A 14,312-nucleotide genomic window follows, 5' to 3' on the forward strand; every position below is an offset into this window, starting at 1 on the left:
GGCGTTCGCTTGCACTCTCCATGCGCGAGTGCCAAGATTGTTTTGTCACTCTCGTGGAGGGAGTGCCAGTCTACGAACGTCATGTCACGTCCGGAAAGGACGAAGTACCCATATGTCGAAGATCATCGCCTTTGATGAAGAGGCCCGCCGCGGTCTCGAGCGTGGCCTGAACACGCTCGCCGACGCGGTCAAGGTCACCCTCGGCCCGCGCGGCCGCAACGTCGTTCTCGAGAAGAAGTGGGGCGCGCCCACCATCACGAACGACGGCGTCTCCATCGCCAAGGAGATCGAGCTCGAGGAGCCCTTCGAGAAGATCGGCGCCGAGCTCGTCAAGGAGGTCGCGAAGAAGACCGACGACGTCGCCGGTGACGGCACGACGACGGCGACCGTCCTCGCCCAGGCACTCGTCCGCGAGGGCCTCCGCAACGTGGCCGCGGGCGCCGACCCCATCACGCTCAAGCGCGGCATCGAGAAGGCCGTCGAGGCCGTCACGGCCGAGCTGCTTTCCTCCGCCAAGGAGGTCGAGACCAAGGAGCAGATCGCTGCGACCGCGTCCATCTCGGCCGCCGACCCGCAGATCGGCGAGATCATCGCCGAGGCGATCGACAAGGTCGGCAAGGAGGGCGTCGTCACCGTCGAGGAGTCGAACACCTTCGGCACGACGCTCGAGCTCACCGAGGGCATGCGCTTCGACAAGGGCTACCTGTCGCAGTACTTCGTGACGGACCCCGAGCGCCAGGAAGCCGTCTTCGAGGACCCCTACATCCTCATCGTCAACAGCAAGATCTCGAACATCAAGGACCTCCTCCCGGTCCTCGACAAGGTCATCCAGTCGGGCAAGCCGCTGCTGATCATCGCCGAGGACGTCGACGGTGAGGCGCTCGCGACGCTCGTCGTGAACAAGATCCGTGGCAACCTGAAGACCGTCGCCGTCAAGGCGCCCGGCTTCGGCGACCGCCGCAAGGCCATGCTGCAGGACATCGCGATCCTCACGGGCGGACAGGTCATCTCCGAGGAGGTCGGCCTCAAGCTCGAGAACGCCACGGTCGACCTGCTCGGTCGTGCGCGCAAGATCGTCGTCACGAAGGACGAGACCACGATCATCGAGGGCGCCGGTGACCCCGAGGCCCTCGCGGGTCGCGTCGCCCAGATCCGCGGCGAGATCGCGAACACCGACTCCGACTACGACCGCGAGAAGCTCCAGGAGCGCCTCGCGAAGCTCGCCGGTGGCGTGGCCGTCATCAAGGCCGGTGCCGCGACCGAGGTCGAGCTCAAGGAGCGCAAGCACCGCATCGAGGACGCCGTCCGCAACGCGAAGGCCGCCGTCGAGGAGGGCATCGTCGCCGGTGGTGGCGTCGCCCTCATCCAGTCGGGTGAGAAGGCCCTCGCGGCCCTCGACCTGCACGGTGACGAGGCCACCGGGGCGAACATCGTCAAGGTCGCCGTCGACGCACCGCTCAAGCAGATCGCGCTCAACGCGGGCCTCGAGCCCGGTGTCGTGGCCGAGAAGGTTCGCGGCCTCGAGGCCGGTCACGGCCTCAACGCAGCGACGGGTGAGTACGTCGACATGATCCAGGCCGGCATCCTCGACCCGGTGAAGGTCACGCGCTCGGCGCTGCAGAACGCCGCGTCGATCGCCGGTCTGTTCCTCACGACCGAGGCCGTCGTCGCTGACAAGCCCGAGAAGGCTGCTCCGGCCGCCGGCGCGCCCGACATGGGCGGAATGGACTTCTAGTCCGCACAGCACCCTCCGCGAAAACGAGCGGGCGGCCCCATCGGGGCCGCCCGTTCCGCGTTCCGGCACAGGATGTCCGATGGTCGGTGGATCAGCCGGCGGCCGCCGATCCTCTGCGAACCCGCGACCCGCCGAATCCGCTACCCCACGAACCCGCGGACTCGCTGCCTCGCCGTGCCATTGCAACCGGGCCATTGCACCGTGCCCCGCGCCCGTCCATCGGCCGCGGGTGAGGCGCGCCGGACTCAGGCGCCGAACATCCGCCGCACGTCGTTCTCGGCGCCGTCGTAGCTCGTTCCCGCCGCACCCAGCGCCGTGGTGATGAGGCCGATCTGCTCCTCCACCGTGAGCTGTGTGCCGCGCCACTGCTGGACGACCGCCTGGAACGAGGTCGACGCGTCGCCCGACCAGCAGTCCTGCAGCGCGACGAGTCCCGCCGTCAGCGCGGCCGCCTCGGCGCGGACGCGCTCGACGGCCCCCTGCGTCTGGACGACCGCCGCGAGCAGACGCTCGCTGTCCACCTGATATGCGACCATGTGGGCCTCCTCCGTTCGATGCGGTTGTCCACCGCATGCGTGGAGGCTACGAGTACTCGAGGTCGTCGCCCGGATCGGCGACCGCGGTTGTGGAGACCGGCTCGTCCACATCCTCCGCCATGAGCAGTGGGAACACGAGGCGGAACGTCGCGCCGCCACCCGGGGTCTCGACGACGTCGACGGATCCGTCGTTCGCGCGCATGATCGCCGAGACGATCGCGAGACCCAGACCCGAACCGCCCGTCGCCCGATCGCGAGAGGTGTCGGCGCGCCAGAACCGCTGGAAGATCTTCTGCCGGATCGGTTCCGGGATGCCCTCGCCGTGGTCGATGATCTCCACGACCGCGAGTCGCGCGTCGGGGTCGAGGGCGATACCGATCTCGAGCGGCGTGCCGGGCGGCGTGTACCGCAGAGCGTTCCCGATGAGGTTGGAGATCGCCTGGCGCACCTTGTCCTCGTTCGCGAGCACCATGGCGGGGAGGTCGGTCGAGTCCTCCGACGCAGCGGCACGGGGGCCGTGCACGGCGTCCTCCGCGGCGGGCGAGGCGCCGACGGTCGCCTCCGCCTCCGCTGCCGGTGTGCGTCGACGGAGGATGCGCCCGACGTTCGGCCGGGGGAGACCGGTGGGTCGCGCAGCACTCAACCAGCGTCGGAGGGCCGGCCTGTTCTCGGGGGCCGGGTCCACGTCGTCCTCGCCGGGGGCCGCCGTCGACGCAGGCCCGGACGCGTCCGTGGCGGCAGGGACGCCTCGCGGCGCCGGGGAATCGTTCACCGCCGCGTCCCGTTCGACGTCTCGATCCGATGCGCCGTCGCCGGCATCGGCGTCGGCGTCGAGCGCGTCCGGCGCACCGTCGACGACGTCGCTGACCCGGACGCCGAGGGCCCTGATCCGGCGATCGGGTGCCTGCGCGGTCGCGTCCATGGCCGCGTCCTCGGCAATCGGCTCGAGATCGATGATCGTGCGAACGAGCTCGCGGGTCTCGTCCAGCCGGGCGAGCTGCAGGAGGTCCTCGACGAGGCCCCCCATGCGCAGCGCCTCCTTCTCGATGCGGTCCATGGCCTGACCGACCTTCTCGGGCTCGTCGAGCGCGCCCATCCGGTACAGCTCGGCATAGCCCCGAACGGTCACGAGCGGTGTCCGCAACTCGTGGCTCGCATCGCCGACGAATCGGCGCATCTGCTCGATCGTGCGGTTGCGTTGCTCGATCGCGCCGTCGATGCGGCCCAGCATGATGTTGAGCGAGCGCGAGAGACGCCCGACTTCGGTGTTGGGCGTGGCGCCGGCGAGCCGCTGCGAGTAGTCACCCGCTGCGAAGGAGATCGCGGTCCCCTCGACCTCGCGAAGCGGCTGGAGCGTCGCCGACACGAGCAGACGAGTGAGCGCGGCCGCGAAGATCACGACGGTGAGGCCGAATCCGAAGAAGATCGCGAGGAACGCGGCCATCGTCGCTTCGACCGTCTTCATGTCGCGGGCGATGACGAGCGTGCCGGACGCCGTGTCCGAGCGGTAGTCCGCTTCGGGGACGACGATCGCACGCCACGGTTCCCCCGTGCCCGTCCTGATCGTCTGGATACCGAATGGCGCGCCCGCCTCCGGGGCCGAGGCCTCGACCTCGACGAGCCCGCTCGCGTCGGGCCGCAGCGCCGTCGGGCCGTTCCAATTGCTCACGATCACCTCGCCGTCCTCGTCGAGGAGCGCGACGAAGTACGGCTGCGGCGCATTGCGGATGTTGTTGATGTCGAACGTCCTGTCCGACACGTCACCCCCCGACGATCGTCGCCGGATTGCGTGCGAGGTCGTTCAGTTGCGCGTCGAGCTGCGCGACGAGCGCCGGACGCAGGAGCAGGGTCGTCCCGATGCCCGCGATGACGAGACCGAGCGTCAGCAGCGCGACGATGACGATCGTGAGTTTGTTGCGAAGGCTGAGCTGGTTCCAGCGGATCGCGCGGTAGGCCACGCGCCTATCCCTTGGCGGACGGGACCTTCAGCATGTATCCGAAGCCGCGCTTCGTCTGGATGAGCGGCTCGGGCGTGTGCTGGTCGAGCTTGCGCCGAAGGTAGGAGATGTACGACTCGACGATGCCCGCGTCCCCGTTGAAGTCGTACTCCCAGACGTGGTCGAGGATCTGCGCCTTCGAGAGCACACGGTTCGGGTTGAGCATGAGGTAGCGCAGCAGCTTGAACTCGGTCGGGCTGAGCTCGATCGCCTCGTCGCCGATGAACACCTCGTGCGTGTCCTGATCCATCGTGAGGTCGCCCGCCCGGATGACGGCCTCCTCTTCGGCGAGCATCGTGCGCCGCAGGATGGCCTTGATGCGTGCGACGATCTCGTCGAGGCTGAACGGCTTGGTGACGTAGTCGTCGCCGCCGGAGTTGAGGCCCTCGATCTTGTCGTCCGTGTCGTCCTTCGCCGTCAGGAACAGGATCGGCGCGGTGTAGCCGGAGGCCCGGAGGCGCTTCGTCACGCCGAAGCCGTTCATGTCGGGCAGCATGACGTCGAGCACGATGAGGTCGGGTTCCTCCGCGATCACGGCCGAGATCGCCGAGGCGCCGTTGCCGACGGCCCGCACCATGAAGCCGGCGAACCGCAGGCTCGTCGACAGGAGTTCTCGGATGTTCGGTTCGTCGTCGACGACCAGGATCTTGGGTCCGCCTTCAGTCATGCGTCCAGTATCTTGCCGCTGATCTGGGAGCACGCTGACGAGCTGCGGCGTGTCGGTGTGCGCGTGGGCGTGGCACGATCGGCTCATGACGAACGCGCGTTTCTCCCAGGGCCACCACGAATCGGTTCTCGCGTCGCACGGTGTCCGCACCGCGCAGGACTCGGCGGCCTACCTTCTGCCGTCCCTGCGGCCGGGCATGCGGGTGCTCGATGTCGGCTGTGGCCCCGGGACCATCACGCTCGATCTCGCGGCGCTCGTCGGGTCGACCGGGCTCGTGGTCGGGATCGAGCCGAGCGAGGCGCCGCTCGGCGTCGCGCGGCGCAACGCCGAAGATCGCGGCGACGCCCGAACCCGTTTCGAGGTGGGCGACGTGTTCGCCCTCGACGAGGCACTCGGACGCTTCGACGTCGTCCACGCGCATCAGGTGCTGCAGCACGTGGGTGATCCGGTGGCGGCACTGCGTGCCATGGCGGCCGCCACGGTACCCGGCGGCCTCGTCGCGGCACGCGATGTCGACTACGGCTCGGTCAGCATCTTCCCCGAACTCCCGGAGCTCGGACGCTGGCTCGCGCTCTATCGGGCGGTTGCGCGGGCGCTCGGTACCGAACCGGATGCGGGACGTCGGATGCGCGCGTGGGCCGAGGCGGCCGGGTTCGAGGGGGCCACGGTGACCGCGAGCGTCTGGGCGTTCGCCGATCCGTCCTCGCGCGCGTGGTGGGGCGGTATGTGGTCGCGTCGCATCCTCGAATCCGACATCGCGCGCCACGCCGTCGAGCTCGGCCTCGCCGACCGTCCGGAGCTGGAAGCGATCAGCAGGGCATGGTCGACGTGGGCGTCGTCCCCGGACGGCTGGATCGCACTGACGCACGGCGAGGTCCTGGCCCGCACCCCGACCCAGGCCTGAGCCGATCCTCGGGTTCGCGTTCCGGGTGGTTTTCGGGCTTCCGGGGCACCCGGAACCCCGAAAACCACCCGGAACTCGGCGGAGGGTCAGGCCCCGATCCGTTCGCGACACGCTGAGAGGAACGCCGCGCCGGCCTCGTCGTCCGCGAGATCGTCGAACGCGTCGACCGGGTAGGGACGGGGGAGCGGGCCGTCGCCGGGGCGCACATCGAGGTGTCGTACGCCGAAGCCCCGCTCGTGCAGGTGATCCGCCATGTCGTAGTCGGTTCGTGAGTCGCCGACCGTTCGCCAGGTGTCGGGGAGCGGCCCGAGTTCGGCGAAGTGGTCGAGGGCCCGCCTCGCGCCGAGGCGCTTGCCGAGGCGGGCCGACTCGAGGTCGACGGCGATGATCGTGGGGTCGATCCGATAGGGCGTCCGGCCGGCGCTGTCGAGGGCCTCGTCGTCGCCCGTTCGCAGCCCGAGATCGAGGCGTCGGGCGAGCGACTCGAGTGCGGCGATGAACACCGGTTGAGCGCCGGCGTAGGTGTCCGCGTCGACGTCGATCCGCTGTTCGACCGAGATCATCGCGCGTTTGGTCGTGTCGACGAACATCGTCTCGGCGAAACGGGACGAGACGAGCGCGGCGACGGCGTCCACGATCGTCCTGTCGAGTGCGACAGCGGGGTCGACCTCGACGCGTCCGAGCCCGTCGGGGCCGACGGGGGCCCATGCGCCGCCCTTCTCGAAGACGCCGAACAGGCGGGTCCCCTGGCTCCCGAGCGCCCCGGCGAGCCCGTGCGCGAGCAGCGGACGCACGAGCTGCTCGCCGACGAACGCGTCGGACCGCCCCGTGACGAAGGCGACGGGAACCCCCGCGGCGACGAGCGCCACGAGGTCGTCCAGGATCGAGGGGATCCGCACGGATCGCGCCACGGGACTGGCGAGCGGTCCGTCGACGTCGAGAAGAAGACCGAGCTCGGTCGCGGCGGGGCTCTGGGGAACCATGACTCGAGCCTATGAGGCCGAGCCCGAAAATGGCAGGCGCGTCGCGTTCCGGGTGGTTTTCGGCGGGCGCCGCGCGGAGCGGGGGTCAGCGGGCCGCGTCGGCGAGCAGGTCGGCGCCGTCGAGGATCGTGTAGGCGTAGCCCTGTTCGGAGAGGAAGCGCTGGCGGTTCTGCGCGAAGTCCTGGTCGACGGTGTCGCGCGCGACGAGCGTGTAGAACGACGCCGTCACGCCGCTCGCGGACGGCCGCAGCAGGCGGCCGAGTCGCTGCGCTTCCTCCTGGCGCGAGCCGTAGCTGCCGGACACCTGGATCGCCACCGAGGCGTCGGGGAGATCGACCGAGAAATTGGCGACCTTCGACACGACGAGCACCCGCTCACGTCCCTCCCGGAACGCGGTGTACAGCTCCTGCCGCTCGGCGACCGGCGTCTGGCCCGTGAGCTTCGGCGCACCGAGCACCTCGGCCAGTTCGTCGATCTGATCGAGGTACTGGCCGATCACGAGGATCTGCTCGTCGGGGTGGCGGTCGATGATCGAACGCACGAGCGGGAGCTTCGCCGGTGCCGTCGCGGCGAGCCGGTAGCGCTCGTCGTCCGCGGCCGCCGCGTACTCCATGCGCGTCTCGTACGGGAGGTCGACGCGCACCTCGAAGCACTCCGCGGGTGAGATGAATCCCTGCGCCTCGATGTCCTTCCACGCCGCGTCGAATCGCTTGGGCCCGATGAGACTGAACACGTCACCCTCGCGCCCGTCCTCGCGGACGAGCGTCGCCGTGAGCCCGAGCCGACGACGCGCCTGCAGCTCGGCCGTGAGCTTGAAGACCGGCGCGGGGAGGAGGTGCACCTCGTCGTACACGATGAGTCCCCAGTCGAGCGCGTCCAGGAGCGAGAGGTGGCGGTACTCGCCCTTCCGGCGCGACGTGAGGATCTGGTACGTCGCGATCGTGACGGGCTTGAGCTCCTTCGTCTCGCCGGAGTACTCGCCGATCTCGTCCTCCGTGAGCGTCGTGCGACGCAGGAGTTCGTCGCGCCACTGCCGCGCCGAGACGGTGTTCGTGACGAGGATGAGCGTGTTCGTCTTCGCGGCGGCCATCGCCCCGGCGCCGACGAGCGTCTTCCCCGCGCCGCAGGGAAGGACGACGACGCCGGAGCCGCCCTCGAAGAAGTGGTCGACGGCGTCGCGCTGGTAGTCGCGCAGGTGCCATTCCCGCTCGTCGAGCGCGATGTCGTGCGGTGTTCCCGGCGTGTAGCCGGCGTGATCCTCCGCGGGCCACCCGAGCTTCACGAGCTGTTGCTTGAGCTCGCCCCGAGCCCACGGCTGGACCCTGATCGCTCCCTCACCCGCGGACCCTTCGACGAGCGGCACGATCTTCTTGGAACGCGTCACCTGCAGGAGGACCGCCGGGTCGTCGCTGCGCACCACGAGCGCGCCGGGCTCTGCGTCCTCACGCCGGTCGCGCTCAATGACGAGCCGCCCGTAGCGTGACACCGTCTCGCGGAGGTCCTGCTCGACGGCGGCCGGGACGGGGAACTTCGCGAACCTGTTCAGGGTCTCGAGCATCTCGTCCGCGGTGTGTCCCGCCGCTCGCGCGTTCCAGAGCCCGAGTCGCGTGATGCGATAGGTGTGGATGTGCTCCGGGGCGCGTTCGAGTTCGGCGAACACGGCGAGGGCATGTCGTGCGTCCTCGGCGTCGGGGTGGGCGACTTCGAGGAGGACGGTGCGGTCGCTCTGAACGATGAGGGGGCCGTTTGGCATAGGGATCGAGTCTATCGCCGTCGGGCCGACGTGCCCTCAGCCGTGAGCAATCGGCCGTGGCGACGGCTCACGCTTCGCCGTCCCCGGGCGCGGCGTCGTCGAGGAGTTCGAGTGCGTCGAGCGGGAGGGTGCGTTCGACATCGGAGGCCTCGTCGCGGGCCCGGAGCCGGTGCGCGGTGACGCTGAGCGGGCGCAGTTCGAGCACCCGCGGCTCGTCACCGCGGACACTGACGCGGACGCGCACCGAGGAGCGTGCACGTCGCGCGAGTTCGAGCCGTCGTTGGAGCCACGTGGTCGCCTCGTCGTCGGCGAGGCGTGCCGAGTCGGCGAGCAGGGCCCGCGCGAGCTCGCGGGCCGGTGTCGGCACGGGAAGTGTCGGGGCCGTCGCGGTGACGCGTTCGACGGCGGGCCGCTCCCGTCCGGCATCATCCTCCATCGCGACGGGGTAGCGGGCCTCCACGAGTGCCCAGTAGACGGAATCGACCGGCAGGATGGAGTGCAGCGTGCCGGATGCGCCTCGCCGGAGGTCGAGCGGCCGCAGGTCCTGGTCGACACCCAGACGATCGAGGAGGGTGGGGTCGCTCGAGGACACCCTGGTGCCGGAGACGCCGTCCTCCACGACGCGTCGCACCCGGACGAGGCCGTGGGTCCGCGCGGCTTCGTCGAGCAGGTATGCCACGGGCTGGGGGAGCGGGGTGAGCGAGAGCGAGCGCAGCCGCTCTCGGATCTCGTCCATGCCGAGCCCGCTGCTGAGCCCGCGTGCGAGGGACGCGAGGGACAACCGGTACGTCGATGCGAGGCCGCGTGTCTCGAGATCGGCGACCGCGCGGAGTCCGGCATCGGCGTCGGCGGGGAGCGGGCCGGGGGCGATGATCGTGAGGTCGGGCTGGATGTAGACGCCCTCGATCTCGTCCGGGAGTGCGGCCCGGATGCGCTCCGTCGCGTCGTCGAGGTCGTCGGACAGCGCGGCTCGGCCGAGCGCGGTCGGTTCTCCGCCCGTGAGCGCGCCGACCGATTCGGCGACGAGCGCGGCCTCGCTGTCGCCGCGAGGCCCATTCACGAGCTCTCGATGCTCGGCGACGCCGAGTCCGTCGAGCCACTGCTCGGCGAGGACGCGCCATCGCGCGACGGTGCCGTCCGCCAGGAAGTCCCGGCCACGCTCGGTGGGGCGCCAGGTGCCGTCGGCGTCGCCAACGAGTCGAGCGCCCACGAGCCAGCCGGCGACCGCCGCGACGAGTTCGTGTGGCTCGTCGAGCGATGCGGCGATGCGACGGATGTCCGTTCCGCCGATGCGCGTGCCGGATCGTCCTGTCCGAACGGGGATCGGGGCGGCGTCGAGCCGGGCGAGGACGTCGGCTGCGAGGGAGGTCAGGGCGAGCGCCCGCTCACCGGCTCGGGCCTCGTGCTCGCCGTCGCCGTCCTGGCGGTGCGGTTGGTCGTCGCCGAGCAACTCGGACACCTGTCGCGACACGTCGGGAAGGACCTCGACGCCGTGCGGGCCGAGCACGGCGAAGCCCCGCCGTCGGGCGCGCAGGCGTGCCTGCGGGTCGCCGCTCCGGAGCCGGTGGAGCTCGCGCCACCCCAGCCGTTCGAGATCGTCGTGGACGCGCCGCGGCTCGAGCAGCCATTCCGCGAGGTCGATGAGCGAGCCGGTTCCACGCAGCGGCACGCGGCGTTCGACCACGAGCGCCGCGAGTGCGTCCTCGTCGCGTGCTCGCAGATCTCCGAGGAGTCGAACGACGGAGTTCACGTGCGAGGCGCTCCTGGGCCGCGCGCGGGACGTCGGGCCGGGGTCCCTCGCAGACCGCCGTGGGTCGGGCGAGCTCGCTCGGTTCGGTGCCTGGTCGTCACGATGGGCCTACCGGTCGTCCGTCCGGTGCCGTCGGTTGGACACGATGCGGATGATGACGAGCGTCAGCATGAGCACGAAGGCGATCGGGAGTCCGAAGTAGGCGACGAGGAAGAGGGTCTGCCAGAGCGGTGTCGTCATGGCGTCGCCCGGGACGCCCGCGAGCGGCGCGCCGACGACGACGATGAGCGCCACGAAGGCGATGACGGCGATGCCCAATGCCATGAAGGCGATGATCCGCTCGACCTTGGAGATCGGCGCGCGTGCGGGTGTGCTCACCGTCCCACCCTAAACGAACCGCACGCGGCCGATTAGACTGGAGCCGCCGCTCGCGTCTGCGCGGGCGAGCTTTTGTGGCGCCGACCGGCCGGACGACCGGCAGCGGCCCGACGGACGACGATCTGCGGTCGCGAGGCGACCTGCGAAGGAGATGGCCATGCCGACCGGCAAGGTGAAGTTTTACGACGAGGCGAAGGGCTTCGGATTCGTTGCGAGCGACGACGGTCAGGAGGTCTTCCTGCATGCGACGGCGCTGCCGGAGGGCGTGAAGACGGTCCGGCCCGGTACCCGGCTCGAGTTCGGCATCGCGGACGGGCGTCGTGGCGCGCAGGCACTTTCGGTGCGGATCGTCGGGCAGCCGCAGAGTGCGGTGCGTGCGCAGCGGAAGTCACCGGACGACATGGCGGTCATCGTCGAGGACCTCGTGAAGCTCCTCGATCAGGTGGGCGGCGGACTTCGTCGGGGCCGGTACCCGGAGGGCGCGCAGGCGAACAAGATCGCGGCCGTGTTGCGCCGTGTTGCGGACGACCTCGATGCCTGAGCCGGAGTTCGATGGTTCGAGCCCGACGGGTGACGTCTCGTCACCCGTCGACGGCACCGAGGCCGGGTCGACCGCCGGGCACGACGGCGCGTCGACCGAGGCGGCGGAGCGGTCGGACGGCGATGGGCCGGTCGAGGCCGTCGCGGCGGCACCAGCTCCGGTGCGGCTCGCGCTCGACAGTCCCGCGCTCGCCGAGTCCGAACGACTGGCGCGGGCGGCGCTCGCCGAGATCGCTCCTGCCTCGCTCGTCGGGGCACTCGTCGGGGTGGACGACGAGGGGGACGGCGTGTACTCGCTGCGCTTCGCGACGTCGCAACCCGGGTACGCCGATTGGCTCTGGACCGTGGCGATGAATCGGCTCGTCGACGAGGCGACGCCGAACGTGCTCGAGACGGAACTGCTGCCCGGGCCGGATGCGCTGCTCGCTCCCGCATGGGTGCCGTGGGCCGACCGGCTCGCGGAGTACGAGGCCACGCACGCCGAGGGCGCGGATGCCGATGACGCGGGGGCCGAGACCGCGGCGCGTGCGGTCCCGACCCGGCGCAGACGACGCACGAGGGTGCGGGTCGACGGGACGCAGGCTGCCGTGGACGACGTGTCGGCGGCGGACGGCCCGTCGTCCGGGCACGCGGCGGATGACGATGAGTCGGTGGCCGAGCGGGACCGTGCCGGTTCGACGGGCGACGACGAGCGCGGGCGTCGTGACGCCACGACGCGGCCGGCTCGCGGGACCGTGCTCAGGACGGGCGCGCGACGACGCCGCACCGTCCGGGAACGCGCGGCGACGGAGGAGCTCGGTGACACGAGCATCCCGGAAGGCGCGTCCGGTTCCGAGTGACCGGACCCGGCACGCGGCGGGCGACCGCTCGCGTGCCGCGTCACCCGGCCGCGAACGGGCGGCAGTCCGTCGGTGTCTCAGCCGAGCCGCTCGACGACGAAGTCGATCGCGCGCGTGAGTCGCGAGACGTCGTCGGGGTCGATGGAGACGAAGGTCGCGATGCGCAGCTGATTGCGGCCGAGCTTGCGGTACGGCTCGGTGTCGACGATGCCGTTCTCGCGGAGCGTCCGTGCGACGGCGGCCGCGTCGACGCCCTCGACGAGGTCGATCGTCGCGACGACCTGCGAGCGCCAGGCGGGGTCGCCGACGAACGGCGTCGCGAAGTCGCGCTCGTCGGCCCAGCGGTAGATGGTGGAGGACGAGCGGGCCGTTCGCTCGGCGGCCCACGCGAGCCCGCCGTGCTCGTTGAGCCATTCGATCTGGGCCTCGAGGAGGAGCAGGGGCGAGAGCGCAGGGGTGTTGAGGGTCTGGTTCTTGCGTGAGTTCTCGACGGCGTGGCGCAGTCGCAGCGTCTCGGGGATGTAGCGCCCGGACGCGTCGAGGCGTTCGATGCGCTCGATGGCCGCGGGGGAGAGGAGGGCGAGCCACAGGCCGCCGTCCGAGCCGAAGTTCTTCTGCGGCGCGAAGTAGTAGGCATCGGTCTGCGCGATGTCGACGTCCACGCCGCCGGCCGCGCTCGTCGCGTCGACGACCGTGAGCGCGCCGGGATCCCCCGCGACACGCCCGATCGGTGCCATGGCGCCGGTCGAGGTCTCGTTGTGTGGCCAGGCGTACACGTCGACGCCCTCGACGGGCTCCGGAACCGCGATCGACCCGGCCGGTGCCTCCCGCACGTCGGGAGCCTCGAGCCAGGGTGTCGTGACCGCGGACGCGAACTTCGAGCCGAACTCGCCGAACACCGCGTTCTGTGCCCGGCGTTCGACGAGCCCGTACGCGGCGGCGTCCCAGAACGCCGTCGCGCCGCCGTTCGCGAGCACCACCTCGTAGCCGTCCGGTGCGCGGAAGAGCGACGCGATCCCGGAACGGATGCGGCCCACCATCTCCTTGACGGGGGGCTGCCGATGCGAGGTCCCGAGCACGTTCACGGAGTGCGCGACGAGGTGGTCGACCTGCGCCGGTCGGACGAGCGACGGGCCGCACCCGAAGCGCCCGTCCAGGGGGAGGAGTTCGGCGGGAATGCGGATTTCTGGCATGGTGCAAGCCTACGCGCGCACGTTTCCGTCCCCGGACGCCGGTAGGCTGAGGCGTCAGCGTCGTGAGCGGAGGCACCGTGACCAACCTGGTCGATACAACAGAGATGTATCTGCGCACGATCCTCGACCTCGAGGAGGAAGGGATCGTGCCCCTTCGTGCGCGCATTTCGGAGCGGCTCGGTCATTCCGGGCCCACGGTCTCGCAGACCGTGGCGCGCATGGAGCGAGACGGACTCGTGGAGGTCGCACCCGATAGACGACTCGTGCTGACGCGGGACGGCCGGGCGAAGGCGATCCGCGTGCTGCGCAAGCATCGGATCGCGGAGGGCCTGCTCGCGAAGGTCATCGGTCTCGACCTCGCGATCGTGCACGACGAGGCGTGCCGCTGGGAGCACGTCATGAGCGACGAGGCGGAACGCCGGATCTTCGAGTTGCTCGACCGTCCCAACGAGTCGCCGTACGGCACGCCGATCCCCGGCCTGGACGAGTTCGGTGCCGAGCCCGCCGATGCCTTTCTCGACGGTGTCGTCGATCTGGCCACGGCGCTCGCCGGAGCGATCGAGTCCGGCAGAGACCACGTCGATGCGGTGATCCGTCGTCTCGGCGAGCCCGTGCAGTCGGACATGCCGACACTTCGTCTCCTCGACGATGCGGGACTCATGCCGGGTGCGAAGGTGCGGGCCTCCCGGGCGGGCGGCCGGATCTCGGTCGCGGTCGAAGGGACCGACGAGCAGATCGAACTGCCCGACGCGCTCGCGGAGCACGTCTACGTCCTCGGGGACGCCTGACGCCGTCGGACGCCCCTCCGGCTCGGCAACACCGCGTGCGGCGTTCTCGGGACACGCCGGTCACGGCGATGTCGTGCGAACATCACGGAGTGCTGTACGCTGGCTGAGTGGCAGGTGGTATCTGCCCCTCAACGCGGTCCGAGACCACGAAGTTGACGATGTCGTCACCGTGACTCCCGCTCTTCTCCGCCGAACTGAGGCACTCCGTTACGCAACTGTTAGCGATTTGCGTCGAAAACGTGACATTTG

Annotated in this window: 14 protein-coding genes; 5 read left to right on the forward strand and 9 right to left on the reverse strand. The window is 70.4% G+C overall.

Going from position 1 to position 14,312, the window contains the following annotated elements:
- Positions 1-112: 112 nt before the first annotated feature.
- Positions 113-1,735, forward strand: coding sequence for a chaperonin GroEL (groL, locus tag HNR16_RS02505; RefSeq protein ID WP_158039464.1), 1,623 nt, complete (start codon positions 113-115; stop codon positions 1,733-1,735).
- A 245-nt stretch (positions 1,736-1,980) separates the two neighbouring features.
- On the opposite strand, the gene HNR16_RS02510 is transcribed toward groL, so the two are convergent.
- From HNR16_RS02510 to HNR16_RS02520, 4 genes are read right to left on the reverse strand one after another with little or no spacing between them, the layout of a single operon-like run.
- Positions 1,981-2,271, reverse strand: coding sequence for a WXG100 family type VII secretion target (locus tag HNR16_RS02510; protein ID WP_158039465.1), 291 nt, complete (start codon positions 2,269-2,271; stop codon positions 1,981-1,983).
- Positions 2,272-2,317: 46 nt separating this feature from the next.
- The gene (locus tag HNR16_RS02515) at positions 2,318-4,030 is read right to left on the reverse strand and encodes a sensor histidine kinase (RefSeq protein ID WP_225737751.1); all 1,713 of its coding nucleotides are present in this window, start codon (positions 4,028-4,030) and stop codon (positions 2,318-2,320) included.
- A gap of 1 nt (position 4,031) precedes the next feature.
- Positions 4,032-4,229, reverse strand: coding sequence for a hypothetical protein (locus HNR16_RS18050; RefSeq protein ID WP_225737752.1), 198 nt, complete (start codon positions 4,227-4,229; stop codon positions 4,032-4,034).
- A 4-nt stretch (positions 4,230-4,233) separates the two neighbouring features.
- Positions 4,234-4,935, reverse strand: coding sequence for a response regulator transcription factor (locus HNR16_RS02520; protein WP_158039466.1), 702 nt, complete (start codon positions 4,933-4,935; stop codon positions 4,234-4,236).
- A gap of 85 nt (positions 4,936-5,020) precedes the next feature.
- Here HNR16_RS02520 and HNR16_RS02525 point away from each other — a divergent pair, with 85 nt between their 5' ends.
- Positions 5,021-5,839 (forward strand): class I SAM-dependent methyltransferase, encoded by an 819-nt coding sequence (locus HNR16_RS02525; protein WP_158039467.1) that lies wholly within the window; start codon positions 5,021-5,023, stop codon positions 5,837-5,839.
- A gap of 86 nt (positions 5,840-5,925) precedes the next feature.
- On the opposite strand, the gene HNR16_RS02530 is transcribed toward HNR16_RS02525, so the two are convergent.
- The 4 genes from HNR16_RS02530 to HNR16_RS02545 form a co-directional block, all read right to left on the reverse strand.
- The gene (locus HNR16_RS02530) at positions 5,926-6,822 is read right to left on the reverse strand and encodes a Cof-type HAD-IIB family hydrolase (protein ID WP_158039468.1); all 897 of its coding nucleotides are present in this window, start codon (positions 6,820-6,822) and stop codon (positions 5,926-5,928) included.
- Positions 6,823-6,907: 85 nt separating this feature from the next.
- A complete protein-coding gene (locus HNR16_RS02535) occupies positions 6,908-8,575 on the reverse strand; it encodes a DNA repair helicase XPB (protein ID WP_158039469.1) in 1,668 nt (555 codons plus the stop codon).
- 67 nt (positions 8,576-8,642) lie between these two features.
- Positions 8,643-10,325 (reverse strand): helicase-associated domain-containing protein, encoded by a 1,683-nt coding sequence (locus HNR16_RS02540; protein WP_158039470.1) that lies wholly within the window; start codon positions 10,323-10,325, stop codon positions 8,643-8,645.
- 108 nt (positions 10,326-10,433) lie between these two features.
- Positions 10,434-10,703 (reverse strand): hypothetical protein, encoded by a 270-nt coding sequence (locus HNR16_RS02545; RefSeq protein ID WP_158039471.1) that lies wholly within the window; start codon positions 10,701-10,703, stop codon positions 10,434-10,436.
- Positions 10,704-10,860: 157 nt separating this feature from the next.
- On the opposite strand from HNR16_RS02545, the gene HNR16_RS02550 reads away from it, so the two are divergent.
- Entirely contained in the window at positions 10,861-11,244 is a 384-nt protein-coding gene (locus HNR16_RS02550) for a cold-shock protein (protein ID WP_158039472.1), read from the forward strand.
- Positions 11,237-12,082 (forward strand): DUF3027 domain-containing protein, encoded by an 846-nt coding sequence (locus tag HNR16_RS17755; protein WP_218868365.1) that lies wholly within the window; start codon positions 11,237-11,239, stop codon positions 12,080-12,082. Before HNR16_RS02550 ends, HNR16_RS17755 begins: the two co-directional genes overlap by 8 nt.
- A 77-nt stretch (positions 12,083-12,159) precedes the next feature.
- On the opposite strand, the gene serC is transcribed toward HNR16_RS17755, so the two are convergent.
- Positions 12,160-13,275 carry a phosphoserine transaminase gene (serC, locus tag HNR16_RS02560; RefSeq protein ID WP_158039473.1) on the reverse strand — a complete coding sequence of 372 codons (1,116 nt, stop codon included), beginning with the start codon at positions 13,273-13,275 and terminating at the stop codon, positions 12,160-12,162.
- 77 nt (positions 13,276-13,352) lie between these two features.
- Here serC and HNR16_RS02565 point away from each other — a divergent pair, with 77 nt between their 5' ends.
- Positions 13,353-14,063, forward strand: a complete 711-nt coding sequence (locus HNR16_RS02565) for a metal-dependent transcriptional regulator (protein ID WP_158039474.1) — start codon at positions 13,353-13,355, stop codon at positions 14,061-14,063.
- Positions 14,064-14,312: the final 249 nt, after the last annotated feature.

Origin of the sequence: Pseudoclavibacter chungangensis, from assembly GCF_013410545.1 — a bacterium.
In the GTDB taxonomy this organism is placed as follows: domain Bacteria; phylum Actinomycetota; class Actinomycetes; order Actinomycetales; family Microbacteriaceae; genus Pseudoclavibacter; species Pseudoclavibacter chungangensis.